Consider the following 26,161-nt stretch of genomic DNA (forward strand, 5'->3'; position numbering starts at 1 on the left):
CCGTCGATTCTGGTCTGAGCTGTTCGCGCGTCCGCGGCCCGTCGTCGGGCGGCGCGGGCCGCGTCGGCTGCCGAGCCTTGTGCAGGGGAGACATCTGGTATCAACACACCCACAGATCCCCGACGGCTTATTCAATGGCCAGTTAACCCCCGCTTAACGGCTGATTATGCGTGGCGTGAGCGGCTGAACGGACCGTTTAATCGAGCGCCTCCGGAGCGGTCGGCGCGAGAAGCAGAAAATTTAGCTGTATTCTGCGTGAGCAAATCACACAGATTGATTACTCGGGTGACCTATTCTCCGCACAATGATCGCCGGTGCGTCACACTACCGCGGCAGCACCGACACTCCGGAGCTCCCGGAGACAGCAATCCACGACGTGTTGCGCAACGAGCGGCGGCGCAGACTGCTCTCGCTGCTCACCGACCGGGCGACCGCGTCCGTGAGCGACCTCGCCGAACGCATCGCCGAACAGGAGTCCGACGAGGTGCCGGCGCCGCGCGACGTCCGGCAGAGCGTCTACGTCTCCCTCCAGCAGACGCACATCCCGAAGCTCGTCAGGCTCGGCATCGTCGAGCAGGACGGGGACGGAATCCGGCTCAGCGACCGCGCGGACGACGTCACCGTCCACCTCGAAGTCGTCTCCGGGTACGACATCGCCTGGAGCGAGTACTACGTCGGCGTCGGCCTGCTCGGCCTGCTGGCCGTGCTCGCCGTGGAGGTCGGCGTTCCGGGGTTCGCCGCGCTCCCGTCGGTGTGGGTCGCGGCGCTGTTCCTCGCCGTCGTCGTCGCCTCCGCGGTCTACCAGACCTGGACGCTCGGCAGCACCGTCTTCCACCGGGCGCGACGCGACGGCGACCGCTGACGGCCAGCGGCCGGGACGACGACCGCTGACGAACACACGACGCGTCGAGTCGCCCCGTCGTGCCGCGGAGGTACGTGGCGCGCCCCGGCGACCGCGCTGACCGAGTGATTCAAGTCCAGTTGCAGGAATCCAACCACAGTGGCAACTTCGTTCGACCTGTTCGGGACGCTCGTGGCGGTCGCGCGGCCCGCCGACCCCGCGACGGCGGTCGCCGACGCGCTCCGCGACCGCGACGTCCCGGTCCCGGACGACTGGGCGGCGGCGTACCGCGAGCCGCACGTCGACGTGCCCGCCGGCGCCGAGTGCTCGCTCGGCCGGCACGTCGCGGCGGCGCTCGACAGCCGCGACGTCGACGTCGCCGAACCGGTCGCCGCGGCCGCCGTCCGCGACGCGTTCGACCGGCCCGTCACCGTCCGCGACGGCGCCCGCGACGCGCTCGCTGCGGCCGCTGACCGCGGCGCAGTCGGCCTGCTGTCGAACTGCAGCGTCCCCGGGCTCCCCGAGCGTGTCCTCGACCGCTGCGGCGTCGGCACGGACCGGTTCGACGCGGTCGTGACGAGCGTTGGGTGCGGCTGGCGGAAGCCGGACCCGCGGGCGTTCGACGCCGTCGCCGCGGCGCTCGACGTCGACTCCGCGGAACTGGTTCACGTCGGCGACGACCCGGACGCGGACGGCGGCGTCGAGGTGGTCGGCGGCCGCGCGGTGCTGCTCGACGAGTCCCGGTCGCTTCCGGCCGTCGCCCGGGAACTCCGGGCGGAGGGCGAGCCGTGAGCCTGCCCGCCGCGGCGGCCGTCGCTGTGGCGGCGCTGCTCGACGCCGCCGTCGGGGAGTTCCCGACGCGCGCACACCCCGTCGTCTGGTTCGGGGCGGCGGTCGCGCCGTTCGACCGGGAGTGGTCCCGGCCGCTGGCCGTCGGCGTCGCCGTCGCGGTCGCGCTCCCGCTCGCGGCCGCGGTCGCCGTCGCCGGCGTCGTCGCGGCCGCGGGACGGCTCCACGTTGCGGCCGCGGTCGCCGTCGCGGCGCTCGCGCTGTTCAGCGCGACGAGCCTCCGGATGCTGCTCGACGAAGCCCGAGCCGTCGTCGCGGCGACCGAAGGCGACGTCGACGCGGCCCGCGACCGGCTCCGGTCGCTCGCCGGCCGCGACCCCGCGGGGCTGTCCGCCGGCCAGATTCGGAGCGCCGCCGTCGAGAGCGCCGCCGAGAACCTCGCGGACGGCCTCGTCGCGCCGCTGGCCGCGTTCGCGGTCGGCGCGTCCGTCTCGCTGCCCGTCGCGGCCGGCGCCGCCGCGTGGGTGAAAGCCGTGAACACGCTGGACTCGATGCTCGGATACCGGTCGAAGCGCGTCGGCACCGCGAGCGCCCGACTCGACGACGCCGTGATGTGGCTCCCGGCGCGGCTGAGCGCCGCCCTCGTCGCCGCGGCGGCGCTGGACCCCGGTGCGCTCCGGCGGGCGTGGCCGCACGCGTCGACGCCGCCGTCGCCGAACTCCGGGTGGCCGATGGCGACGCTCGCCGCCGCGCTCGACGTGCGGCTGGAGAAGCCGGGCGCGTACGAACTGCCGTGCGGGCCGGCGCTGCCGACCGCGGCGGCGGCGCGACGCGGGATTCACGTCGTCGGCGCCGCGGGGCTGCTGGCGACCGCGCTCGCCGCCGCGGGGGTGGCTACGTGGCCCTGAGCGACGCCGCCGACGCGGTCCGCGGCGCGCTCGGCTTCCTCACGCGGCTCCGCGTCGGCCACGACGACGCCGGCTGGGCCGCGTTCCGCGGGTCGCCGTGGGCGTTCCCGGCGACGGGCTACGCCGTCGGCGCGCTGCTCGCCGTCCCGGTGGCTGCGGGCGTCGCGGCCGGGCTTCCGGCGACGGTCGGCGCCGCCGCGTACGTCGGCTCGGTGCTGTTGCTCACCGGCATCAACCACCTCGACGGCGTCGCCGACGTCGCCGACGCGGCGGTCGTCCACGGCGACGCCGCCGACCGGCACGCCGCGCTGAAAGACACCACCGTCGGCGTCGGCGCCGCGGCCGCGGTCGGCGTCGCGCTGCTCGCGCTCGGCTTCGGCGCCGTCGGTGCCGCCGGCCTCCCGCTCCGCGTCGCCGCCGCGGTCGTCGTCGCCGCCGAGGTCGGCGCGAAACTCGGGCAGGCCGCCGTCGCCTGCGTCGGCACCGCGACCCACGACGGACTCGGGTCGCAGTTCACCGGCCGCGCCGCCCGCAGCGACCTGCTTCCGGCGGTCGCCGTGGCGGTGCCGGCCGCGCTGCTTTCGGCGCCGTCACCGGCCGCGGCGGGCGCGCTCGCAGGCGCCGTCGTCGGCGCCGGCGCGGTGCTGTGGCGGGTCAGGCGGCTGCTCGGCGGCGTCAGCGGCGACGTGTTCGGCGCCGTCAACGAGGCCGGGCGAATCGCGGGGCTGCACGCGGGGGTGATGGTGTGGACGCTCTCGTGATGTGCGGAGGCCGCGGCACCCGGCTCGACGCCGACGCGGAGAAGCCGCTGTTCGCGGTCGGCGGCGCACCGATGGTCGACCGCGTGCGCGACGCGCTCGCGGCCGCAGACCGCGTCGACGCCGTCTCCGCCGCCGTCTCCCCGCACACGCCCGACACGCGCGACCACCTCGCGGACGACGACGCCGTCTCCGTGATTCGGACGCCCGGCGACGGCTACGTCGCCGACCTGCAGGCGGCGCTCGACGTGACGGGGACGCCGGTGTTGACCGTCGCCGCCGACCTGCCGCTGCTCGCCGGCGACGCGGTCGACGCGGTGCTCGTCGCCGCCGACGGCTCGACGACGGTGCGCGTCCCGGCGGCGCTGAAGCGCGAACTCGGCGTCAGCGTCGACAGCGTCGACGCCGGAGACGCCGGAGACGCCGGGGACGCCGCCGACGCAGCTGCGGCGTGGGTGCCGACGGGCGTCAACGTCGTCGCCGACGACGGCGACACTGCGGTCCGGAGCTACGACGCGCGGCTCGCCGTGAACGTGAACCGCCGCGCGGACGCCGCGGTCGCCGAACGGCTGCTCGCGGCCCGACGCGCGCCGGCCGGCGGGGAGGTGGCCGATGGAGCCTGACGCCGTCCGCGACGCGGCGCGCGTCCCGCACGGCGGCGCCGACGACCCGGACGTCCTCGACTTCAGCGCGAACGTCAATCCGCGGACGCCGCCGGGGACCCGCGAGGTGTACGAGGCCGCCTTCGACGACGCGACCCGGTACCCCGACGACGACGCGCCGGCGTTCCGCGCCGCCGCCGCAGACTACGTCGGCTGCGACCCCGACCGCGTCGTGCCGACGCCGGGCGGCCTCGCCGGCATCCGGCTCGCCATCGAGACCCGCGTCGGCCCCGGCGACACCGTGCTGGTCCCGGCGCCGAGCTTCGGCGAGTACGCCCGCGAAATCGAGCTGCAGGGCGCCGATCCCGTGTTCGTCCCGCACGACGAACTCCTCGACGCCGACCCCGCCGGGCACGCGATGGCCGTCGTCTGCACGCCCAACAATCCGACCGGTGAGGCGGCCGACCCCGACGCGCTGCGGGAGTTCGCGGCACGCTGCCGCGCGGCCGACGCCGAACTGCTCGTCGACGAGGCGTTCCTCGGCTTCACCGACGTCGACTCGCTGGCCGGCGCCGACGGCGTCGTCGTCGTGCGGTCGCTCACCAAGCTGTTCGGGCTCCCCGGGCTCCGCGCCGGATTCCTCGTCGCCGCCGGCGACCGACTCGCAGACCTCCAGACCGCGCGGCGCGCCTGGAACCTCGGCGCCCCGGCCGCCGCGGTCGGCGCGCACGCGATGCGGCAGACCGAGTTCGTCGCGGAGACCCGGCGCCGCGTCGCCGCCGAACGCCGCCGCCTCCGAACCGCGCTCACCGAGCGGCACGGCTTCGACGTGGCGCCGTCGGACGCCCCGTTCCTCCTCGTCGACGTCGGCGACCGCGACGTCGACGCGCTCACCGCCGCCGTCAGCGCCCGCGGCGTCGCCGTCCGCGACGCCACGACGTTCCGCGGCCTCGACTCGCACGTCCGCGTCGCCGTCCGGACGCCAGACGACAACGACCGGCTTCTGGAGGTGCTCGCCGATGTCGACGCCGATGTTTGAGGCGACGACGCGCGACGGCGTCCTCCGGCTGCGGCGGCCCGGCACGCGGTGGCTGTCGACCGGCTGGGACGGCGGCTTCGCCGACGCCGACGCGGCGTACAACGTCACGGTCCCGGACGGCTGGCACCGCGACGACCTCGCGGCGTACGTCGACGAACGCCTCGCCGCCGCCGGATTCGACGCCGCGCCCGCGTCCGGGCCGGTGCTGCTCACCGGCGTCGACCAGCGACACGCCCGCGGCGCCCGCTGCGGCCCGGTCGAAGCGGTCGTCACCGCCGGCGTCTCCAACCCCGCCGCGCTCCCGATGACGCCCGCCGGCGGCGACCTCCCGGCCGACCCCGCTGCCGACGCCGACGCCGACGCCGACGACGTCGATGCCGATTCCGATGCTGACGCCGACGCCGGCACCGTCAACGTCGTCGTCGGCACGACCCGGGCGCTCGGCGACGCCGCGCTCGCGAACCTCGTCGCGGTCGCCGCCGAAGCCAAGACCGCGACGCTGCTTCACGAAACCGGCTTCCCGGGGACGACGACCGACGCCGTCGTCGCCGCCACCGACCCCGACGGCGAGCCGTCGCGGTACTCCGGAAGCGCCACGCGAGTCGGCGCCGCCGCACGCGCCTGCGTCCGCGACGCGCTGCAGGCCACTCTCGACTCGCGATACCGGGACGCGGAGCCGCCCCGGTCGGTCGAGGACGCGGAGTACGGCGTCGAAACAGCCGTTCGGAGCGACGTGTTCGTCCCCGGGGAGTGAGGTCGGCTCCTACTCGACGAGGCTCGGAGAGGAATCAGCAGTCGGCGGTACTCGTCACTCTGTGACTGCCGTGTAGACGCCGGGGAGCTCCGTTTCCTCGACTGGCACCGCGATCTGGTCGCCTTCCGCTGCCGGCTCGTCGGTGACGATCGTCGTCGCTTCGATCGGGTCGCGACGAATGGTTGCCCAAAGGAGGCCGAGCCAGGACGGTTGCCCACCCGCCCGGCAGACCAGTACGTACCGGGATTCGGCGAGCGCTTGCAGCTCTGCGGTTCGGTCGTGCTCGCCGAGTTCGCCCGGTGGAATCACGTGCAGTACGTCGCCGCTGAACGTCTCCGACACACTCGGAGCTGACTCCGCGCCGGCAAGCCGGTGTCGATGCCGAGCCGTCCGGATTTGCCTCCAACCGGCGGTACTGCTGTCCGTTGTTTGGCCGGAGTTCGCTGCGAGAAGACAGCGGTCGCGGACGCGGAAGAACGAATCCGTCTGTCTGCCGGGAGTCTGTTCTACAGTAGTTCGAGGTCCGACGCAGCGAGGTCCGCGATCTGTTCGCGGAACGCCGGGTCCACCTCGGCATGCTCCTCGCCGTCGTGAACCCGATCGTTGTGGGTGGCGATGGCGTCGGCGATGTCGTCGACCGGCAGTCGTGACTCCGTTCCGCACCTCGAACAGATAATCGGAACCGTCGGGTCGCCGTCGCGCTCTTCGGACATATCGAGTACTGCCTTTGCACCGGCTAAAACCTCGTTGGTGCCGCACCGGCTGTGGGAGGTGTCCTTCGAGGCGACGGCGACGGGCAGCGTGAATCCGAACGCCCATCGGGGTTGCTCACCGCTGCTCGTCGGGGCGATACAGGGCCTCTTCGAGTGGCTTCCCATCTCCAGTGTGGGGAACGTCATGCCCGCGCCGTCGCTGCTGGGGCGCTGGTCGTCGTGCAGATTGAGGTGGGGGTGTGCAGGAGCACACCTGCGTGACTCACCGTGCACACGAACGTTAGTCGCCGCAAAAGCTGCTGGATTAGCTCCCCATCAGTTGGTTTCGAACTCCGCTTCTCCGGCCGCCTCGTCGACGGGCTCTTCCTCGAAGTCGAAGCCGTAGCCGTCCGCGGACTCCCCACCTGACCCGTCTGTTCGGGCGGCGAGTGCCCGCTGCTGAAGGTCGTCGATCCGTGGGACATCGGTGACGTTCGCCAGCAGCACGGTCGCCGTGATTGTCGACGCGTCAGGTCTTGGCTCGTCTCCGGCCAGCACTTCGACGGTGTCTGTCTCCTGTTCGAGGAGGTAGCGGCCGGTTTCGAATCCTTTTCGGGAGATCTTCTCGGGCGGCCCGGACAGCAGCAGCAGGACGCGGTCGGCCGAGGCGATCTCGCACGGAAGCGTGAGCCTGGATTCGAGCGCCTGGCGGACGAGCCGTTTAATCGTGGCTGCGTCAGTCGGCCCATCAGACGGTGTGCCGGCCGCCAGCCCGAGTTGCCGAAGCAGTCGGGTCAGCCACCCCGTTGTGTCGACGTCGATTTCGATCGTGGCCTGGCCGATGGTGGCGAGGCCGCCGACGTCGAGGGTCCGCTGGACGTCCGCCGGGTCGATCCGGATCTCCGAGGCCGTGGCGGGGCCGGACTCGCCGATGGCGAACAGCGACACGATTCGGGTCGCGATTTCGTCGTTAATCTCGCGGTACCGATCTGAAACGTCGTCGGCGCCTGCCCGCCAGGCTTCGTTGTCGACCGGAAACACGGTGTCTGCGAGCGGCACCATCGTTCGGACTGCGCGGGCGGCAGTGAGCGCGCGGCGGTCCGGCTCCGTTTCGGCCGGAAGCGCCCCGAGGACGTACACCGGGCACTCGTACACGGCCTGCATCTCCTCGAGCAGGACGCTTCCGACGCCGCTCCCGGTGCCGCCGCCGAGCCCGGCGACCAGCATCGCCGCGTCCACCTCCGTCTCGTCGACCAGGTCCAGCGCTCGCCGAATCTCCGGGAGTTCGTCGGTCGCGACGGCGGCGCCGGCGTCCGGGTCGCCACCGACACCTGCATCAGTAACTGCTCCACCGGCGGCACCGTCAGCGTCGCCGTCTGCCGCCGGTTCTGCGTCGTCGCGCTCAGCGTCGTCGTCGGCTGCGGGCTGCGTTACTGCTGGATGGGTGTCGCCGAGCAGGATCTGGCGCTCGTCGGGCAGCGCCGTCGCCTCGGCGAACGCCGCCGTCGTCGTGTCGAACGCGAGGACGTTGCCGGCGGTGAAATCGACGCCGGTGTCGGCTTCGGCCGTCACGAGCCGGTCGACGATGCGGGTGCCCGCGTTGCCGGCGCCGAGCAGCGCGAGCTTCATCCGCTCGCCTCAGCCGCTCCGCGGAGCGGCTCAAACGATCGGGTCCAGGTCATTGTCATCGTCGGTGATCAGCGACTCGATCTCCTCGTCGCGGACGGCGTCCTGCTCTTGGATCTTGTTCTGCGCGTCGACAGCCTGGTTCTGAATCTCCTTGATCCGCGGCGTTTCCGTGACGTTCGACAGCAGCACCACGGCGGCGAGCGTCGCCGACTCCGGCCGCGGGTCGTCGCCGGCAAGCACGTCGACGGTGTCGGCTTCGTTCTCCAGCCACTCCCGGGCGGACTCGACGCCTTTCCGCGAGATTGCCGCCGGCGGCCCGGCGAAAACGATGAGGGCGCGGTCGGCGCTCGACACTTCACAGGGGAGCGTGAGCCGAGAGTTCACGGCGCGCCGGACGAGCCCCTTGATTTTGGCGGCGTCCGTCGACTCCATCTCCGCCTCCTCGGCGCCGTCGAACCGGGAGAGCAGCCCCTCTTCGGCGGTTTCGAGCGTCGTGGACGCGTAGCCGATGGAGGAGACGCCGCCGGTGTCGAGCGTCCGCATGATGTCGCTGGAGTCCATCGCGTTCTCCCCGACGTCGGACTCGTCGACCTCGCCGGCGGCCAGCAGCGTGACGATGCGCGCCGCGAGCTCCTCGTTCATCTCCTCGTACCCCTGCTCGATGGTCTGCCCGCGGGCGCGCCAGGCGTCGTTGTCGAACGCGATGAAGTTGTCCACCTTGTTGACGAACGACTGCAGCGACCGCGCGGCGTTGAGCGCCGGCCGACCGCCCTCGTACTTCCCGGGGAGGACGCCGAGCCCGTACACCGGCTCGTCGTACATCTTCTGCAGCTCGTCGATGACGACCGGCGCGGCGCCGCTCCCGGTGCCGCCGCCGAGCCCGGCGGCCACCAGAATCGCGTCGACCTCGTGGATTTCGACGTCGTCGAACACGCGCCGAATCTCGTCGATGTCGGTCTTCGCGACCTCCGCGCCGACTTCCGCGTCGCCGCCGACGCCGTGGCCACGTGCCTTCTTGTGGGTTTCGCCGATCAGGACGCGGCGGCTCTCCGGGATGTGTTCCGGCTTCGCCAGGTCGGTGCGAGCCGTGTTGATGACCAGCGCGTGCCGGCAGAGGTTCCGGCCGGTGTCCTGTTCGAACTCGATCATCCGGTCGATGAGTTTGCTGCCGGCGTTTCCGACGCCGATGGTTGCCAGTTTCATCGGTGTTCCAGGTCGGCGGCCCGAATCTGGGACTGTCGGACGCGGCTCGGTTCCGTCGTTCGGCGGGGGATCACTGAGACCATGTAGTGCCGACCTTTCGGTACGGACGCTTATTAACGTGTGTCAGACAGGGCTCGACGAGGCGCTACACCTGTCAGCGCGCGTGCCCGCTGGACAACGCGGAGCCGAACTCGGAACGGGCCGTTCGGCGGCCGCTCCATCTGGAAACGCCCCGCTGGGTCGACCAGCACGGTTCTCGGCGCTTCTCCGCCCGAGACGTCCGCACACGCGAGAACGATTACACGTGTTCGCGGCTGTGTCCGTCTCCGACGCACCCGGGGCGGGCGTCGTGCTCCGAGCACCGCCGTTCCGGCCGGAGCGACCGGCGCCGGCGTCGGCTCCACAAAGTATTTACCGCGGATTCGACGAGTAGCCGTCTACCCCCGGATTTCGGGTGTGTCAAGCGTTGACGCGACACGGCGCTCACCACAAGACATTTATAACGAGCGGTGTTTCGTTCGCCCGTACCCCTACCCATGGTGACAGCAACTAGTATCCCTCGCCAAGTCCGCTCCGCGGGCGGTCTGGAGCAGGCGTGGGCGAACGGTGATGTCGCCGATGCAGTGCAGATCCGATCCAAACTATGACAGACTATAACGACAAAATCCGCGCGCTGTTCCTGACGGCGCTCATGGTATTCAGCGTCTTCGCTGGTACTGTGGCGTTCTCGGGTGCGGCTGCCGCGAATGCGTCCACATGGACTGCCGTGACGTCGGAAGACGTCGAAATCGGCCAGTCCTCGTATAGCCAGGACCTTGTGGTCAAAGCAGGGTTCAATAGTAACGGCACAGAGAACGTGACTCTCGACCTTAGCGGGTTCCAGAGCGCGATCAGCGTCACTGGCGCTAGTGCTTCCTCTGCGGATCCGGCTAACCTCACGGTGTCTAACGAGAACCTGGATACCGCGAATAGTGAGTTCACGTTCGACCTCAACAGCACCAACACGAACGGTGTCACCGCTAACGTCACGGTCACGCTGACGCTCGACACCACTGGTGCATCTACCAACCAGGGCACGTCGCTGACGATCTCTGCGACCGACGCAGGGACCGACGCACAGTTCCAGTTCGACGTCGTTGACCCGACGGGTGGCGACGACACGAACTTCGACCCGAATGGTCTAGTCTACAAGGGCCAGGAGCTGAAGTGGGACTACATCGCGCAGGATAACGACAACACTGGCTCCGGGAAGTACTACCTGTACAAGGGTGGCGAGACCCCGACGCAGCTGCGGCCGCTGGTGAAGAACCAGACGGCTGGCTACGTCACGGTCAGTACGGCGAACCTCGCTGACGACACGCAGTACTTCATCTCGAACGACGGCGCGAGCAGTCCTGACGTGAACTTCACGGTCACGACGCAGGACCTCACCGCCGAGTTCGCTGAGGACACCGTCGGGAACGCGGCTCCCGGGACGGTCGACCTCGAAGTGACGTCCAACCAGCGCCCCGGCGCGTACGACATGTACGTGACCTCCGCGGGTCTCGAGGACGACGAGCTGTTCAGCGTCTTCGCTCGGAACAACGCCAGCCAGCCCGGTACGTACACCGTCAAGGACGTCGACGTTGACGACGACGGCGACGTCGCTGACGACGACGGTATCCTCATCGGGACCGACAAGGTCGCGACGACGAAGACGTTCACCGCGAACTTCACCGACATCGACGCCGGCACGTACAACTTCACGTTCGACGTGACGGACACGACGGCCGAGGACAACGCGTCCATCACCGTCGAGAACGTCGGCGAAGGCACGTCCGGCTTCGTCTCGAACACGGTGACCGCAAACCAGGGCGACGTTGCGAAGTTCAACGTCTCGGTCTCCGGTGCGTCCGACTACGCGTCGGTCAGCATTGGTGACTACACCTCGATCGGTTACGAGGCGAACTTCACGGTCTACGACGAGAACAACGACGGTCGCGTGACCGTCTACTTCAACACGTACGCCGCTGGCAACCCGAATGCGACTGACCAGGAGACGGTTTACCTGGCCAGCGACAGTGACGACTCGATCACGAACATCTCCCAGCACCCGAGCAACGGACTGACCGAGGTTCTTGCGACGGGTAACTACGAGCTCGCAACGGCTGCGGGCCAGCAGGTCTACTCGACGCTCGACGAGTCGCCCGACGACGTCGGGACGCTGGTGCTGAACCAGCGGTCGACCACGTCCGCGCAGATCTGGACGGCGCCCGGCTCGCTGTCGGACCTCGACACGAAGGACGACGGTTCGAGCGTGACGGCGTCGGACATCACGACGCACGTCGAGAACAACGTCGTGACGCAGGACAACCAGATCGCGAACGGTGACTACGTCATCGTGCAGGTCTCGGCGTCCGGTCTCGGCGGGATGTCCGAGGTCTTCGGTGCGCACTTCTACAACAGCTCCGACGTCGGTGGTCAGCTGACCGTCAACCAGTCGGGCAGCACTGGGAACTTCGCGCCGAAGGTCATCGACATCGCGAACTCCAGCATCTCTGTCGTCGCCGACCGGGACACCGATAACTACTACTTCGTTATCGACACCGGCTCGGCGGACTTCGACCGTACGACCGGTGAGGCCTCCGTGTCGCCGTCTGACGGCGAGACGTACAAGGCCACCTACACGGTCTCGGACGACTTCCTGCTGAAGAGCACGGACTCCGACGACCACCAGGCGGTCAACGGCACGTACGAGGCCGCTGAGCGGTCGCTCTCGATCAGCAGTGACCCGGTTCAGGTGAACGCTGCGATGAACCAGACCATCTCTGGTGACACCAGCCTGGCGCCTGGCACTGAGGTCACGGTCCGTGCGCAGTCCGACCAGGGCGTCCAGCCGGCGTTCTTCAAGTCGAAGACGGTCAAGGTCAAGCCGGACGGGACCTGGTCCGCTGACTTCGACTTCACGACGCCGGACGGCATCAACGCCGGTGACACCTTCGGTGTGACCGCCACCGCGAACAACGGCCAGTCCGTCAAGGACACCGCGGACGGTGAAGTCATCGAGGGTACGCCGAAGCCGACGACGTCGGCCGGCACGACCTCGACGACGTCGACGACGGAGCCGCCGACGACGACGTCGACGACGTCGACGACGGAGCCGCCGCAGACCTCGACGACGACTGAGCCGCCGGCGACGACGACGACGACCACGACGCCCGGCTTCACGGCCGTGCTCGGGATCGTCGCGCTGCTCGGCGCCGCGCTGCTCGCGATCCGTCGCGACTAACGTGAACCACGACTGACCGGCGTTACCGGTCACTCAACTCCGCTTCACGCGGACCTTTTCTTTCGGACGCTCCCGCCCGACAGCCGCAGCACTCTCCGACCAGAATACTGCTCGGGACAACGCCGCCGAGGTCGGGTGAGACGACAAGGGCTTTACTGTGCGGACGCCTGGTTTCAGGACATGCCGAGCGTACTCACCGACCTGTTCGCGTGGCTCGTCATCGCCGCGTTCCTCGTCGGTGCGTCGTTCGAGTGGCTGCAGCGTCGGTCCGCCGCGGGGCTCCGGCAGTCCGGGCGGGGCTGGCTGGCCGCGCTCTCAGACCGGCTCAGTTCCGCCGGCGTCGACCCGGCGCGGGCGACGACGGCCGCGGCGTGGGCGCTGTTCGCCGCGTTCTGGCTGGTGCTGTTCCCGCACTTCGCGTTCACGCAGAAGAGCTACGTCGAGGGCGTCCTGGCGCTGGCGGCCGTACCGGCGTGTCTGTACGCCGGCTGGCTGCTGTGGAACGGCCGCGACTCGCTGTTCGTGCTGTCGCGCGCCGTCGCCGCGATGGGGCTGGTGTACCTGCCGTTCGAGACGATTCCGTCGTTCACGGTCGCCGGCGTCCACGTCCCGGCGCCGAAGCGCGTCCTGATTCTGACGGTGACCGAGCAGACCGGGTTCGTGATTCGGCTGCTCGGCTACCACCCCGAGCGCGTCGAGGGGCCGGTGCTCGGCTACATGAACGCCTACCAGTTCACGACCGCCGGCGGCCACAAGCTCCTGTTCGAAATCCTGCTTGCCTGCACCGGGCTCGGCAGCATGGCGATCTTCGTCGGGCTCATCGCCGCGGTCCGCGCGCCGCTCGCCCGGAAGCTCCGCGCGCTCGCCGTGTCGATTCCGGTCATCTGGGCGCTCAACCTCGTCCGCACCACGTTCATCGGCGTCACGTTCGGCAACCAGTACCTCCAGGTGTTCGTCGACGAGGTGCTGTTCCTGTTCGGCTCGGACAACGTCTACAAGGTGTCGTACTTCGTCGCCGACCGCATCCTCAGTCAGGTGCTCGCGGTCGTCGCGCTCGTCGGCATCACCTACCTCGTCGTCCGCGAACTCCCCGAACTGCTCACGGTCGTCGAGGACGTGCTGTACCTCCTCACGAACGAGGAGTATGACCTCCGGAGCCAGGTCGACCCGGCGCACGACGCGGCGGCCGACTCCGGCTCACAGCGCCTCTGACGGTCCGGCTGACCCAGCCTCGCCCTCGCGCCCCACCGGACGCCGTTTTTTCGCCGTCGACTCAGAACTCCGGGAGCGCCTCGGCCGGGCAGCCGGCGAGCGTTTCGAGCGCTTCGGCTTCGAGGTGGTGGAGGTCGCCGGGGACGACGAGCATGTGCAGCGGGTCGCCGAAGTCGCGGTCGGCGAGCGCGCCGAGCCGGTCCGCGGCGACGACCGGGTCGGGGCTGCCGGCGCGGCCGACGACGACGCCGAGCGCGGAAGCGTCCCAGTCGTCCGCGAGCATCTCGGCTGCCGTCGACGCCGACATGTACTCGTCCGGTTCGCCTGGCTGCGGGCCGGCCGGCGACGACCCGGCGACCTTGATGTCGAGGTAGACGAGCGTGTGCAGCCCGCGGTCGCGGTTCGCGTCGATGCCGTCGCGGACGCTCTGCGGGACGCCGTCGGCGCCGTGCGCGTACGGGAACGGCAGCGTCACCGCCTTCCCGAACCGGTAGTTCTGCAGCCCGGTCAGCGACGACGCGGCGGACTGGGCGGTGACGCCGTGAATCACGCGGGTGTCGACGCCGCGCTCTGCGGCGCGCACCCGGAGGTCGACGTGCGTCGTCGAAATCATGGTGTCGCCGGCGGTGAGAAACGCGACGTCGCCGTCTTCGGCGGCGTCGAGAATCGGCTCCGGGCGCTGCTCGACGCCCTCGCGGTCGCGGACCTCGACGTCGACGCCGTGGTGCGCCGCGAGGTCGTCGACCGTGGTGCCGACGAGCCGGCTCGTGTAGAACTCCGCGAACACGCGGTCGGCGGCGCGGAGCGCCTCCCGGCCCTCGACGGTGACGGAGCGTTCGTCGTACAGGCCGAGGCCGATGAACGTGAGCATAGCCGCAGGTGCGGCGCCGCGACGCTTCCCGGTTTCGCTTGCCGTACAGGCGCTCGCGGCCGCCCCCGGATTCGCGGCGTCCCGCCCGACCTATTCGTCGTCGTCGCCGCGGAGCGACGCCGGAAGGAACCGCCGCCAGCCGTCGTCGTCCGGCGAGTGCCGCGGCGTCGGCGCAATCCACTGGCCGCGTGCGTCGATTTCCTCCTCCTGGTTGTCGCCGACGAGCGGCGGCACGACCGGAATCGCGGCGGCGAGCGCCAGCATCCCGAGCAGCAGCACCGGAATCGGCGAGACGCTCGTCGCACCGCCGCCCGGCGTCGTCGTCGCCGGCGGCTTCCCGCCCTGCTTCGTCGCCGTCGCGGTGTCACCGCCGACCCCGGCTCCCGCTGCCGTCGTCGTCACCGCGGTCACCGTCGGAGTCGCCGTCAGCGTCGCTGACCGCGTCGCGGTCGCAGTCGGCGTCGGCGTGGCCGTCGGCGTCGCAGTCGGTGTGGGCGTCGCGGTGGAGACCGCACCGCCACCGCCGCCACTGAGTCCGCCGCCGCTGCCTCCGCCACCCGACGAAGGCGTCGGTGTTGCGGTCGCGGTCTGGGTGTCGGTCGGTGTTGCGGTCGCGGTGTCGGTCGGCGTCGCGGTCGACGCGGATTCGACCGTCACGGTCGCGGTGTCGGACGCGGTGTTCCCGGCGGCGTCGGCGACCGTGAGCCGGACCGTGTACGTCCCGGTCGCGTCGAACGTGTACGAGACGGTCCGCCCGGTTTTCATCGTGTCATCGGGGAACCGCCACGTGTACGAGACGATGCGGGTGGTGGCGTCCGAGTCCTGACTCGGCGCGTACGTCGCGGATTCGTCGACGGTCACGGTGCGGTTCGCGACGGCGACCTGCGGCGCGGTCGTGTCGAGCACCACCTCGTCGGTCGTCGCCTGGTCGGTGTTCCCCTGGCCGTCGTCCGCGGTGACGGTGACGGCGTGTGCGCCGTCGCTGCCGCCGTCGACGTCGACGGTCGCCCGGTACGCGCCGTCCTGCCGGGTCAACACGACGGTGCCGGCGCCGAACGCTGAGAGGTCGGCAGTCACCTCGTCGACGTCGCCGGAGACGTTCGCGGTGACGGTGAGCCGGTCGGTCTCGTTGACGACGCCGTTCCCGTCGGTCGCGTCCGTCAGGTTCGCCGAGACGACCGTCGGCACGGCCACGTCGCGCGTCTCGTTCACCGTCAGCGTCTCGGTGACCGTCTGGCCGTCGTCGTCGGTCGCGCCACCGAGCGTCAGCGTGTAGTTCCCGTCGGTCGTGGCGTTCAGGCTCGCCCGGTACCGGTAGTCGTCGCCGGCGCTGACCTCGTCGAAGTCGCCGAACGACACCGCGGGAGCGTCCGGGCCGTCGAGCGTCAGGTCGGCGTCGGAGACGTCGTCGGTGGCGTTGAAGCCGGCGGTCAGATTCCCGTCGGCCGCGGTTTCGAGCGTGAGGTTGTACACCGAAAAGTCCGGTACTGAGACGTCGTCGGTGAGGTTCTCGTCGTCGACCTGGCCGTCCTGCGACTCCGCCCGGTCCACCGTCACGGTGTAGTTCCCGCTGGCGGCGTCCTCGTAGACGCCGGTGTAGCGGTACGGCGCCGCCGCGTCGTCGGTCGAGAAGTTCGACAGGTCGAGCATCGCGTCCTCCGGCCCGGTCACGGCGACGTCGACGCCGCCCAGCGGTTCGGAGGCGTTGAAGCCGATGGCGATGTCGGTCCCGCTCTGCGTCGTCGCGTCCAGGTCGGAGACGTTGAATCTGGCGTCCACGACGCCGGAGTCGGTGAGCCCCGGCGACGCAGCGTCGCCGTCAGTCGACGCTGCGGATTCGAGCGTCCCGTCGTAGGTGCCGTCGGCGTCCGGCGTGTACGTCGCGTTGTAGACGTAGTCGCCGCCGTCGCTGGTCTCGGTGAAGTTCGACAGGTGGAGCGTCGTCCCGTCCGGCCCGGCGACGTCGACGGTGACGGCGCTCAGCGGCTCGGTCGCCGTGAACGAGACGTTCAGCGTCCCGGGCTCGCCGACCTCCGAGCGGTTCGAGACCGTGAAGTTCGACAGCGAGAGCGGCTCGTCCTGCCCGTTCACCAGCGCGATACCGGCGCTGGTCGCCGCGCTGACGCCGTCGACGGTCCCGGTGGTGCCGGAGTAGGTGACGTAGCCGACGTTGCTCGGCGGCGACGAGGTGAGATACAGCACCTCCGGGGTGCCGTCGCCGGTCCAGTTGACGGCGGCGACCGGAACTTTCTGGGCGCCGCTGGTCAGGGTTTTGACTCCGTCAACACCGACAAGCTCCACGTTACCCGACCCGTCAACGACCGGGACACGAGCGATGCCGTCGCCGTCGAAGTCACGTGGATCACCGACCGTGCCGCTACCGGACGGCGCCTGGTCCAGTTCTCTCTCCTGTCTGGCGCTCCTGTTGTAGTAGTACAGTGTACCCTGAGCATTGTAGACGACTTCTCGGGCGCCGTCTCCGGTGACGTCGCCGACGCCCGCGACGCCAGACAACGAGGATCCGGCCTCAACGACGGTCTGTGCGGTCCCGTTGTACCACACCTGCTTCACCTGTTTCTCTCCATCTTCCACGAAGAAGACGCTCTTGTTGCCTGTGCCATCGAGGTCGCCGACGGCAATCTTGCTTTTTGAGCTCGGGGCACCCGACGCGAGGAACTTCTTCTCACCCGTCCGGTCGACCACGTACAGCTCGCCGTTGCTGTTGACGTACGGTATCTCGGCGTACCAGTCGCCGTCCATATCTGCGCCCTTCCCGATGATTTCGGCTGAGACGCCCGTCCCGATGCGGTCGCCGTCGGTGGTGACCAGCGTCAGTTCGCTGGTGCTGCTGTTGACGTACGCGAACTGTACGGTCCCGCCGGAAACGCTGTTCTCCGTCGCCGCGAGCGGCGCGCTGAGCGCCGCCGCGCCGTCGCTCGCCCGGTCGCCCGTCAGGTGTGCCGCGGCGCCGCTGACCGTCTGCCCTGCCGTGGGCGCCGCCCCCGCGGCGACCACAGCGACGACCAGCGTGCCGACCACCGCGGCCCGCGCGACGACCCGGTATCGCCCGGTGTCTGACACGTGTTCGAGAAAATACACTGGAAACACGGAAAACGCTTGTCGCCGTCGCAGGCGCGCTGACTCGGTGCATCCGGCGAATACTCTCCCGACGCGACGATTCTCACCGCAGATGTATGAGTTAATCCATCAACACATAGAAGCAGAAATTTGTGCTGCCGAGGCCGGTGCGGCGTGATTCGTCAGCGGCCGCGGGACGATGACTCAGAAGCATCCGCGGGCGGTGCGGCGGCCCGCCCCGTCTCCGGTGCGACCAGCGCCGCGGCCCGGTAGCACGCGACGTCGACGACGCCGAACGCGGTGCCGACGACGCTGCCGACGACGGCGCCGCCGGCGGTGCCGAGCAGCAACAGGTACGCCAGCACGACGACGTCGCCGGTCCCCTCCAGCAGTTCGAGGCCGGCGAGGACGACGGCGCCGGCGACGGCGAACCCCATGCCGACGACGGCGCCGCCGACCGCGCCGCGGCCGAGGAGGTGCAGCGTCTCGCCGTCGGTGCTCCGCCGGAGCCCGCCGAGCGCGAACACCCACCGCGTCGTCGCGACGACGAGCAGCCACAGGTAGCCGAACGCCGCGAACCCGGGGAGCGTCCCGAGCCCCGAGAGCGCCCCGGTGAGCGCGCCGGCCGCGTGCCCGGCGAGCACCGCGAGCAGCGCGAAGCCGACGACGTTGAACGTCGCCACCGACCACGTCTCCGCGTCCGGCAACTCAGCCATGTGCGAGCACCTCCGCGAGCACGACGACCACGAGCAGCGCACCCGTCGTCGCACCGTAGGACGCGGTGATGCGCCGGCACACGGCGTCGTCCGGGTCGTCGACGTCGCGGAGGCGGAACACGGCCAGCGACCGGACGCCCGAGCCGGCGACGAACAGCGCGACCACGGCGAGTTTCAGGGTGAACACGGCGCCCCAGCGCGTCCCGGGGCCGGGCGCGCCGAGCGCCCCGAGGTTCCCGACGCCGGTGACGACCATCACGCCCATCGCCGCCCAGAACACGCACTCGAACTGCCTGAGCAGCGGGCCGGCCGCGCGGTCGCCGACCCGGAGCCCCGCCCACACCGCCGCGGAGCCGGCGAGCAGCACGACCATGCCGAGCACGTGGACTGTCCGGACTGCGAGGTGGAGGGCACCTGCCATACGCCCGCGATTCCTCTGTCAACACAAAAACACCGGGGAGTCTACAGGTACTCGGGCGCTACTCCCCCGCTCGCGGTCCAGCCTGCCCCTTCCCGATAGCGTTCACACCTGAAGAGGCGTCCTTGGCACACCCAAACATGACCTTGTAGTCTCTGTGTGCAATTAACAGATAATATCGCTATATAGGTGAATACAGAGAAGACTTATTCGAGATTAGTGTATGAGTAGTCACTGAAGGCGCAGAACGATGAAGGGAACACAAATCCTTTGCCGAGTGGTCGGCCACGACTGGGAAGCCACCGACCTCAGAGTCACGCACGGCCGGGTCGAGTGCGGCCGCTGCGGCGACGCCGAGTGGCGGCAGAACTGAGCCGGCGCTGCGCGCTGCCACAATTCGGCGCTTCGAAAACGGCTCGTCGGCGACGGTACGGTCGTCAGAAGGCAAGCCGGTGGAGGGATTTGAACCCTCGGCCTATTCCTTACGAAGGAATCGCTCTGCCAGCTGAGCTACACCGGCGCGTGTATCAGTTCGTCGGGGGGAGACGGAAATAAGGATTCCGGAACCGCGGCGCCGTGTCCCGCTCTCACATCCGGCGGAGGCGGGCGTCGACGCAGACGTTCAGTTCGTGCGGCGCGTACGACCGGACGTCGTGTTCCGTGAGGACGTCGACGCGGTAGTCGTCGCCGGCGGCGTCGCGGATGGCGCGCTCTGCGGGGCCGTACGGGTCGGATTCGTGCTGGATGTCGTAGACGTGGAGGACGCAGTCGTCGCCGGCGAACGCGACGGCGGTGTCGAGGAACTCGGTGGCGGTGTGCGGGAGGTTCATGACGACGCGGTCGGCCCAGTCGGGGTAGTCGGCGGCGACGTCGCGGACGTCGCCCTCGACGGCGGTGACGCGGTCGGTGACGTCGTTGCGGCGGGCGTTCTCGCGGAGGTACTCGACGGCGCGCGGATTCAGGTCGCAGGCGACGACGTCGGCGCCGCGGGCGGCCATCGGCACCGCGAACGGCCCGACGCCGGCGAACATGTCGACGACCTGCTCGTCGGCGTCGACCTGCGTGACGACGCGGTGGCGCTCGGTGGCGAGCCGCGGCGAGAAGTAGACGTCGGCGATGTCGAGGAGGAACTCGTGGCCGTACTCGCGGTGGACGGTCTCGGTGCCGTCGCCGGCGAGCACCTCCCAGTCGCGGACGCGGTACTCGCCGCGGACCTTCGACGCCCGGTTCACGACGGTTTTGCAGGGGACGTCGGAGGCCATGACGGCGTCGGCGACCGCCTGCGCCGTCTCCGGGTCGTCCTCGTCGACGATGACGACGTCGCCGAGCCGCTCGTACGTCGGCTCGTACCCCAGAATCTCGGCGGGCGTCCGCGGCCGGTCGCGCTCGGCGGCGTCGCGCGCCACGACGTCGTAGTCGTCGGCGACGGCGTCGGCGTCGGTGACCGGGATGTAGATGTCGCCGTCCTCCACCTCGATTTCGCGGTCGCCGTCGAGGACGCCGCGCTCGGCGAGCCGCTCGCGGGTGGCTTCGCCGTCCTCGACGGGGACGCGGACGCACGGCACGCTCATGCCGCGAAATCGGCCGGCGGCGGCGAAAGGGCTACCGGTTCGAATCGTCGCCGGCGTCGTCGCCGTCGCCGTCGTCGTGGCCGGCGTGGTCGACGTCACCGTCGGCGTCCCGGCTGCCGGCGTCGGGCCGCTGTTCGCCGAGCGCGGTGAGCAGCGGCGTGTCGACGGCGGGGTCGCGGTTGAGCGCGGTGTCGACGCCGAACGACTCCGCGAGCGCGTCGTCCGCGAGGACGGCTTCGGGGTCGCCGGCGGCGCGGATTCGGCCGCCGGCGAGCAGGACGAGCCGGTCGCAGAACCGCGCCGCGAGGTTCAGGTCGTGGATGGCGGCGAGGGCGGCCTTCCCGTCGGCGACGGCGTCGGCGACGAGCCGGAACGTCCGGAGCTGGTGGTTGATGTCGAGGCTCGCCGTCGGCTCGTCGAGCAGCAGCGCCGGCGTGTCCTGCGCGAGCGCCCGTGCGAGCAGGAGCCGCTGACGTTCGCCGCCCGACAGCGTCGTGACGGCCCGGTCGGCGAACGCGGCGACTTCGGCGCGCTCCATCGCCCGCTCGACCGCGGCGTCGTCGTCGTCGCCGGCCTGCCCGAACCGGGAGACGTACGGCGTCCGGCCCATCTCGACGGCCTCCCGAACCGTGAACTCGAAGCTGAACGTCGCGTCCTGCGGCACCGTCGCGACGCGGCGCGCCGTCGCCCGGCGGCTCAGCCCCGCGACGTCGTCGCCGGCGAGCGCCACGCGGCCGGCGTCGGGCGTCAGCGTCCCGTTGAGCACCCGGATGAGCGTCGTCTTCCCGGCGCCGTTCGGGCCGACGAGCCCCACCAGTTCGCCCGCGTCGACGTCGAGTGACACGCCGTCGAGCACCGTGTCGCCGCCGAGCGCGACGGAGACGTCGGTGGCGCGGATGCGCGGCTGCTCCGCGTCGCCGGCGCCGTCGTCAGCGCCGCCGGCAGCGTCGCCGGCGCGGCTCGTCGCGGGGGTATCGCGACTCGCGTCGGCGTCGCCGCGGCTCACAGTTCGTACACCTCGCGCTTGCGGAGCAGGTAGAGGAAGAAGGGGGCGCCGGCGGCGGCGGTGACGATGCCGACGGGGAGTTCGGCGGCGCCCGAGCGGGCGACGGTGTCGGCGGCGACGAGGAAGGCGCCGCCGGCGAGCGCGCTGGTCGGCAGCAGGACGCGGTGGTCCGGGCCGACGACGAGCCGGAGCGCGTGCGGGACGATGAGGCCGACGAAGCCGATGACGCCGGAGACGGCGACGGCGGCCGCCGTGAGAACCGAGGAGACGGCGAGCAGCGCGCGTTTGCTGCGCTCGACGTTCACGCCGAGCGCGCCGGCGTCGGACTCGCCGAGCAGCAGCACGTTCAGGTCGCGGCTGTACGCGAACAGCACCGCGACGAGCGGCGGGACGACGAGCGCGACGGCGCCGACGTCGCCCCACGAGGCGTTGTCGAGGTGGCCCATCAGCCAGTAGACGACGCGGCGCATCGACTCGCCGCTGCGGAGCAGCAGGTACGACGTGACGGCGCCGAGGAACGTCTGGACCGCGACGCCGGCGAGCAGCAGCGTCGCGACCGGGGTGCGGCCGTCGCGGGTGGCGACGAGGTAGACGCCGAAGCCGGCGAGGAGCGCGCCGACGAACGCGGCGCCGCCGAGGCCGACGAACGGCAGACTCCCCAGCGGGCCGAGCGCGGCGACGATGGCGCTCGGCGCGACGATCCAGGCGACCGCGCCGACCGCGGCGCCGGAGGACACGCCGACGATTGACGGGTCCGCCATCGGGTTCCGGAAGAACCCCTGCATGACGGCGCCGGCGGACGCGAGCGCGACGCCGACGAACGCGCCGAGCAGGATGCGCGGCAGCCGGACCTGCATGACGATGGTGCTGTTCACGTCGGAGACGGGGAAGGAGAACGGGTGGGCGTACCGGAGCCGGACCGGGAGGCCGGCGGCGTCCGCGCCGACGCCGCCCGCGAGGTCGACGCCCACCGGGACGGCGACGCTGTTCGCGAGCACGGCGAGGACCGTGCGCGCCGGGATGGACACCGGGCCGACGCCGGCGCTCACCGTCACGACGGCGGCGAGCACGCCGGCGAGCACCGCGGAGTAGGCCGCGGCGCGGCTCCAGGGACGCATCGATAACTCAACCAGAGTTGGTTTAGGTACATATTTATTGCTTTCTCCGTAGAAACGAGTATGCGACAGTTCACAGCGATTCTCGTCACCGCCGCCGTCCTGCTCGCCGGCGTCGCGCCAGCGGCCGGCGCAGCGGGCGCAGCGGGCACAGCGGCCGGCGCAGCACCGGCCGGCACGGACGCCCCGCTCCAGCAGAGCGGCGGCGCGGCGCAGTGTTCGTTCCCGTTCACGGCGACCGACGCCACCGGGACCGAAGTGACCGTCGAGGAGAAGCCCGAGCGCGTGACGACGCTCGCGCCCAGCGCCGCCCAGACGATGTGGGAGATCGGCGGGAAATCGCAGGTCGTCGGCGTCTCCAGGCACGCGACCTACCTCGACGGCGCCGAGTCGCGGACGAACGTCTCGGCGGGCTTCTCCGTCAGCGTCGAGGCGGTCGTCGGCACGAACCCGGACCTCGTGCTGGCGCCGAACGTCATCCCGACTGACACGGTGACCGCGCTGCGGAACGCCGGGCTGAAGGTGTTCTACATGTCCGCCGCCACCAGCGTCGCGGACGTCCGGAACAAGACGACGCTCATCGGCCGCCTCACCGGGAACTGCCGGGGCGCCGCCGAGGCGAACGCCTGGATGACCGCGAACGTCGACGCGGCGGCGCAGGCGACAGCCGACGTCGAGCCGGTGCGGGCGCTCTACCCGCTCGGCGGCGGCTACGTCGCCAACACCGGGACGTTCATCTCCGCGATGATGCGGGCGTCCGGCGCCGAGAACGTCGTCGCGGAGGCGAACGTCTCCAAGCTGTATCCGCAGCTCAGCAGCGAAGTGATTCTGCAACTGCAGCCCGACTGGCTCGTGTTGAGCAGCGGCTCGTCGTACCTGCTCTCGCAGGAGCCGTACGCGAGCACCCCCGCGGTGCAGAACAACAACACGGTGACCGTGAACGCCAACTACCTGAACCAGCCGGCGCCGCGGTCGGTCGTCATGGCGGTCCGGACGATGACGAAGGCGTTCCACCCCGAGGCGGCCGCATCCGCCGAGTTCGAGACGCGCGCCGAAGTCGAAGCGTCGATGTCGACGCCGACGCCCGAGCCGACCACCGCCGCCTCGACCACGGCGACGACCGACTCGCCGGCCGAGTCGACCGCGACCACCGGCGCCGGCTTCGGCTTCGCCGTCGCCGCGCTCTCCGTCGCCGTCGCGGCGCTGCTCGCACGCCGCCGATAGCACCCTTTTTCCGCGCGGGCCACGGCGTCCCGGTATGGTCGAAAACGTCCTGTGGCCTGCGTACTTCGACGCGGCGCTCACCCGCTCTGCGGGGCGGCGCGTCCCGGCGGACCTCGCGGTCGCGGAGCCGACGGTGGACGAGATCGCGAAGGCGGTCCAGCAGGTCGGCTACGACGCGAAAATCGAGCGGGACGCGACGTACAGCCGCGAGTACGAACAGCGCGGCCGCGTCCTCGTCACCGGCACCGAAGAGACCGCGAAGAACGACCTGGTGCAGGCGGTCGGCGCCTACCTCGGCGTCATCCGAGGCGACTGAGGTGCCCCGATGAGACGCGTCGGCGAAGTCGTCCGGACGGCGCAGGGGCTCGCCGTCGTCCGCGTCCCGCCCGACACCGACCCGGTCGACGTCGGCGCGGAAGTCGTCGACGAGTCGCTGACCAGAGTCGGCTGGGTCGTCGACGTGTTCGGACCGGTCGACCGGCCGTACGTCGCGGTCACCCCGACCGACGAATCGCGGCTCGCCGGGCTGCTCGGCGAGAAACTGTACTCGCGGTAGGGTCACGTCACGACAGTCGTCCATCCACGGCGCTCGCCGTATTCTTCCGGGCGTTCAGCCAAACACTCAAGAATCGCGTGCGCTTACCGATTCAACTGCTCCAGCTTCAGTACCATTCTGAGTGACATCCTCTCCGCCGTAAACGGCGAGGTTTTAGCGCCTATTCCACCCAGATAAATGGCTTGAACGTCCTTCTATCCGCGTGCAATGGGCCTTCCCGGATTGATTCTCGGTATACTGACGTTTGGTACAGGCGCTGTTGGGCCGATGCGTACGGAGCGCCCGAGTGGTTCACTGACTACTCCTGACCCAAGGGCTAAGCCGTGTCAACGCTAACGTTGACGTGACGATGGCGACCGCTGATGAGCAGATCCGGGTGAGCGACCGTGTGAAGCGGGAACTCAACCGCCTCCGGCGTGAGGGAGAGAGCTACAACGACGTCCTGGAGCGCGTCCTCGACGAGGACCGCGTCGGCGACTTCTACGACGGGTTCGGCCGCTGGTCCGACGAGGAGGCCGAGCGCGTCCGTGAAGGGCGTCGGAAGTCGAAGGAGAAGCGGAAGCAGCGGATGCGAGAGCGGACTGAGGACGCTACATGAAGGTCCTCGACGCGACGTTTCTCATCGACTACCTGGACGGCGTCGAAGCGACGAAGGAGTTCTACGAGGCGGCTGGAGCCCAGAACGAGCGTTGGGTGATGCCCGTCCCGGCGTACGCCGAGGCACTTGTCGGTGAGGGGAACCTCCCGAACGGCGACGTCGCCGGCGTTCGTGCTGACTTCTCGTGGGGAGAGAAGTACGAGGTGGACGAGAGGACGGCAGTGACAGCGGGGGAGATCGCGGACGAGGTCGCCCCGGGCGGGCCGTACCTAGACGGTCTCGACGCACTGATCGCAGCGGTCGGGCGTGAACTGGACGCGCCGGTTGTTTCTGCCGACGGTGACCTCACCCACGAGGAGACGAAGAAGGTCGTTGACGTCGAAGAATACTGACCGGGCAGACTGACAGCACGGCCCCTCGACTGACAGCACGACCGTATTGTCGGCCACCAGTTTTGATGACCGTAAACTGGTAGGCGTGTGAGCGGTACGTTCGCACACCTACTTGCCGATTTAGCCGTTTCAGTTTCAGGCACCGATAGTGTTCAGATACGGATGAAGGGTGAGGCTGAACGATTTATGAGTGTTCTATGCTCGAAACCGACCGTATCGACGGTAGTGCCGACTGCTTCGAGTTAGCGTTTCTGGAGCGTTGACTACCCGGCCAAACGCTTATTCGACGCCTACCGCTATTCGTAGCTAAGATGGCCAGTTCGACCAGAGACGGCGGGGACCACACCGACGAGATTCGCCTCTGGCGTGAAGACGACTGGTGGGTGGCTGAAGACGTCGAAACCGGCGTCACGACACAGGGACAGTCTCGGGCGGTCGCGCTGGAGAACCTCGACGAGGCAGTTGCGCTGAACGAAGGCGATGTCGGCACCGAGCCGAGCGACGAGGAACTCCGTGAACTCGGCATCGACCCGGCGGACAACACGACGGGAGAAGACGAACCGCCGGACGTACTCGACTGATGGGGGGCGGGCGTTCTCGGGGCGGGAGGTCGTGAAGGCGCTGGTCAACGCAGGCGGCTTCGAGTGGCGACGGACCGCTGGCGACCACGCACAGCTCTCCTACGAACATCCGTCGAACGACAGTGACCAGCGGCGCGTCACGGTTCCGTTGCACGACGAACTCCGGACGGGGACGCTGCGCAGTATCGCGAAGCAAGCCGGAGCGAACGACTTCGACGCGTTCTGCGACTGGATCGACCGGAACGGGTGACCCGTTCGGTCGACGGTCCGCAACCCCCAACACTGACCGGTCCTCGCCGCCCGGTCTCTGCGGCGGATTCGGGCGCGTCATCTCGTCAGG

28 protein-coding genes, 1 tRNA gene and 1 pseudogene are annotated in these 26,161 nt (G+C 70.1%); 18 read left to right on the top strand and 12 right to left on the bottom strand.

What is annotated here, in order from left to right; translation table 11 throughout:
• Positions 1-304 precede the first annotated feature (304 nt).
• The 7 genes from ACQUST_RS07140 (at position 305) to ACQUST_RS07170 (ending at position 5,691) form a co-directional block, all read left to right on the top strand.
• Entirely contained in the window at positions 305-862 is a 558-nt protein-coding gene (locus tag ACQUST_RS07140) for a DUF7344 domain-containing protein (RefSeq protein ID WP_435126807.1), read from the top strand.
• Positions 863-1,000: 138 nt separating this feature from the next.
• Positions 1,001-1,633 (top strand): HAD family hydrolase, encoded by a 633-nt coding sequence (locus tag ACQUST_RS07145; RefSeq protein WP_435126809.1) that lies wholly within the window; start codon positions 1,001-1,003, stop codon positions 1,631-1,633.
• A complete protein-coding gene (gene cbiB, locus ACQUST_RS07150; protein WP_435126810.1) occupies positions 1,630-2,538 on the top strand; it encodes an adenosylcobinamide-phosphate synthase CbiB in 909 nt (302 codons plus the stop codon). Before ACQUST_RS07145 ends, cbiB begins: the two co-directional genes overlap by 4 nt.
• Positions 2,529-3,299 carry an adenosylcobinamide-GDP ribazoletransferase gene (locus tag ACQUST_RS07155; RefSeq protein ID WP_435126812.1) on the top strand — a complete coding sequence of 257 codons (771 nt, stop codon included), beginning with the start codon at positions 2,529-2,531 and terminating at the stop codon, positions 3,297-3,299. The genes cbiB and ACQUST_RS07155 overlap by 10 nt, the downstream gene beginning before the upstream one ends.
• On the top strand, positions 3,299-3,919 hold the full coding sequence (locus ACQUST_RS07160) for an NTP transferase domain-containing protein (protein WP_435128147.1): 621 nt from the start codon (positions 3,299-3,301) through the stop codon (positions 3,917-3,919). The genes ACQUST_RS07155 and ACQUST_RS07160 overlap by 1 nt, the downstream gene beginning before the upstream one ends.
• Entirely contained in the window at positions 3,909-4,937 is a 1,029-nt protein-coding gene (gene cobD, locus ACQUST_RS07165) for a threonine-phosphate decarboxylase CobD (RefSeq protein WP_435126814.1), read from the top strand. Before ACQUST_RS07160 ends, cobD begins: the two co-directional genes overlap by 11 nt.
• Positions 4,918-5,691 (top strand): adenosylcobinamide amidohydrolase, encoded by a 774-nt coding sequence (locus tag ACQUST_RS07170; RefSeq protein WP_435126815.1) that lies wholly within the window; start codon positions 4,918-4,920, stop codon positions 5,689-5,691. Before cobD ends, ACQUST_RS07170 begins: the two co-directional genes overlap by 20 nt.
• Positions 5,692-5,745: 54 nt before the next feature.
• Here ACQUST_RS07170 and ACQUST_RS07175 read toward each other — a convergent pair whose 3' ends face one another.
• From ACQUST_RS07175 to ACQUST_RS07190, 4 genes are all read right to left on the bottom strand, one after another.
• Entirely contained in the window at positions 5,746-6,033 is a 288-nt protein-coding gene (locus ACQUST_RS07175; RefSeq protein ID WP_435126817.1) for a DUF7526 family protein, read from the bottom strand.
• Between the two features lie 164 nt (positions 6,034-6,197).
• A complete protein-coding gene (locus tag ACQUST_RS07180; protein WP_435126819.1) occupies positions 6,198-6,590 on the bottom strand; it encodes a hypothetical protein in 393 nt (130 codons plus the stop codon).
• A 129-nt stretch (positions 6,591-6,719) separates the two neighbouring features.
• Entirely contained in the window at positions 6,720-8,012 is a 1,293-nt protein-coding gene (locus ACQUST_RS07185; RefSeq protein ID WP_435126821.1) for a tubulin/FtsZ family protein, read from the bottom strand.
• Between the two features lie 30 nt (positions 8,013-8,042).
• Positions 8,043-9,215, bottom strand: a complete 1,173-nt coding sequence (locus tag ACQUST_RS07190; RefSeq protein WP_435126822.1) for a tubulin/FtsZ family protein — start codon at positions 9,213-9,215, stop codon at positions 8,043-8,045.
• A gap of 643 nt (positions 9,216-9,858) precedes the next feature.
• Between ACQUST_RS07190 and ACQUST_RS07195 the strand changes: the two are divergent.
• The 3 genes and pseudogenes from ACQUST_RS07195 to artA all read left to right on the top strand — a co-directional run.
• Positions 9,859-9,951: pseudogene (locus tag ACQUST_RS07195) on the top strand (surface glycoprotein); the annotation flags it as partial.
• A 204-nt stretch (positions 9,952-10,155) separates the two neighbouring features.
• Entirely contained in the window at positions 10,156-12,483 is a 2,328-nt protein-coding gene (locus ACQUST_RS07200) for a BGTF surface domain-containing protein (protein ID WP_435128149.1), read from the top strand.
• 180 nt (positions 12,484-12,663) lie between these two features.
• A complete protein-coding gene (artA, locus tag ACQUST_RS07205; RefSeq protein ID WP_435126824.1) occupies positions 12,664-13,695 on the top strand; it encodes an archaeosortase A in 1,032 nt (343 codons plus the stop codon).
• A gap of 61 nt (positions 13,696-13,756) precedes the next feature.
• Here artA and dph5 read toward each other — a convergent pair whose 3' ends face one another.
• From dph5 to ACQUST_RS07225, 4 genes are all read right to left on the bottom strand, one after another.
• Entirely contained in the window at positions 13,757-14,566 is an 810-nt protein-coding gene (gene dph5 / locus ACQUST_RS07210) for a diphthine synthase (protein ID WP_435126826.1), read from the bottom strand.
• A gap of 90 nt (positions 14,567-14,656) precedes the next feature.
• Positions 14,657-17,647 carry a PKD domain-containing protein gene (locus tag ACQUST_RS07215; RefSeq protein ID WP_435126828.1) on the bottom strand — a complete coding sequence of 997 codons (2,991 nt, stop codon included), beginning with the start codon at positions 17,645-17,647 and terminating at the stop codon, positions 14,657-14,659.
• A gap of 179 nt (positions 17,648-17,826) precedes the next feature.
• Positions 17,827-18,360, bottom strand: a complete 534-nt coding sequence (locus tag ACQUST_RS07220) for a hypothetical protein (protein ID WP_435126830.1) — start codon at positions 18,358-18,360, stop codon at positions 17,827-17,829.
• Complete coding sequence (locus tag ACQUST_RS07225) at positions 18,353-18,781, bottom strand: CopD family protein (RefSeq protein WP_435126832.1); 429 nt, start codon at positions 18,779-18,781, stop codon at positions 18,353-18,355. The genes ACQUST_RS07220 and ACQUST_RS07225 overlap by 8 nt, the downstream gene beginning before the upstream one ends.
• Positions 18,782-19,028: 247 nt before the next feature.
• Between ACQUST_RS07225 and ACQUST_RS07230 the strand changes: the two genes are divergently transcribed.
• Entirely contained in the window at positions 19,029-19,151 is a 123-nt protein-coding gene (locus tag ACQUST_RS07230; RefSeq protein WP_435126834.1) for a hypothetical protein, read from the top strand.
• Between the two features lie 74 nt (positions 19,152-19,225).
• Here ACQUST_RS07230 and ACQUST_RS07235 read toward each other — a convergent pair.
• From ACQUST_RS07235 to btuC, 4 genes are all read right to left on the bottom strand, one after another.
• A tRNA-Thr gene (locus ACQUST_RS07235) sits at positions 19,226-19,298 on the bottom strand.
• Between the two features lie 67 nt (positions 19,299-19,365).
• Positions 19,366-20,349, bottom strand: coding sequence for a class I SAM-dependent methyltransferase (locus ACQUST_RS07240; RefSeq protein ID WP_435126836.1), 984 nt, complete (start codon positions 20,347-20,349; stop codon positions 19,366-19,368).
• A 31-nt stretch (positions 20,350-20,380) separates the two neighbouring features.
• The gene (locus tag ACQUST_RS07245) at positions 20,381-21,355 is read right to left on the bottom strand and encodes a heme ABC transporter ATP-binding protein (protein ID WP_435126838.1); all 975 of its coding nucleotides are present in this window, start codon (positions 21,353-21,355) and stop codon (positions 20,381-20,383) included.
• Positions 21,352-22,473: a vitamin B12 ABC transporter permease BtuC gene (gene btuC / locus ACQUST_RS07250; protein ID WP_435126840.1), complete on the bottom strand. Its 1,122-nt coding sequence runs from the start codon at positions 22,471-22,473 to the stop codon at positions 21,352-21,354. The genes ACQUST_RS07245 and btuC overlap by 4 nt, the downstream gene beginning before the upstream one ends.
• A 60-nt stretch (positions 22,474-22,533) precedes the next feature.
• Here btuC and ACQUST_RS07255 point away from each other — a divergent pair, with 60 nt between their 5' ends.
• From ACQUST_RS07255 to ACQUST_RS07285, 7 genes are all read left to right on the top strand, one after another.
• Positions 22,534-23,694: a PGF-CTERM-anchored ABC transporter substrate-binding protein gene (locus ACQUST_RS07255; RefSeq protein ID WP_435126842.1), complete on the top strand. Its 1,161-nt coding sequence runs from the start codon at positions 22,534-22,536 to the stop codon at positions 23,692-23,694.
• A 34-nt stretch (positions 23,695-23,728) separates the two neighbouring features.
• Positions 23,729-24,010 (top strand): signal recognition particle subunit SRP19, encoded by a 282-nt coding sequence (srp19, locus tag ACQUST_RS07260; RefSeq protein ID WP_435126843.1) that lies wholly within the window; start codon positions 23,729-23,731, stop codon positions 24,008-24,010.
• A gap of 9 nt (positions 24,011-24,019) precedes the next feature.
• Positions 24,020-24,250, top strand: coding sequence for an H/ACA ribonucleoprotein complex subunit GAR1 (locus tag ACQUST_RS07265; RefSeq protein ID WP_435126845.1), 231 nt, complete (start codon positions 24,020-24,022; stop codon positions 24,248-24,250).
• Positions 24,251-24,599: 349 nt separating this feature from the next.
• Complete coding sequence (locus ACQUST_RS07270) at positions 24,600-24,848, top strand: antitoxin VapB family protein (protein WP_435126847.1); 249 nt, start codon at positions 24,600-24,602, stop codon at positions 24,846-24,848.
• Entirely contained in the window at positions 24,845-25,240 is a 396-nt protein-coding gene (locus tag ACQUST_RS07275) for a PIN domain-containing protein (RefSeq protein WP_435126849.1), read from the top strand. The genes ACQUST_RS07270 and ACQUST_RS07275 overlap by 4 nt, the downstream gene beginning before the upstream one ends.
• Before the next feature lie 311 nt (positions 25,241-25,551).
• A complete protein-coding gene (locus ACQUST_RS07280; protein WP_435126851.1) occupies positions 25,552-25,821 on the top strand; it encodes a type II toxin-antitoxin system HicB family antitoxin in 270 nt (89 codons plus the stop codon).
• Between the two features lie 31 nt (positions 25,822-25,852).
• Complete coding sequence (locus tag ACQUST_RS07285) at positions 25,853-26,071, top strand: type II toxin-antitoxin system HicA family toxin (RefSeq protein WP_435126853.1); 219 nt, start codon at positions 25,853-25,855, stop codon at positions 26,069-26,071.
• Positions 26,072-26,161 lie beyond the last annotated feature (90 nt).

It is taken from the genome of Halobaculum sp. D14 (assembly GCF_051195135.1).
Lineage (GTDB): Archaea > Halobacteriota > Halobacteria > Halobacteriales > Haloferacaceae > JBNTKA01.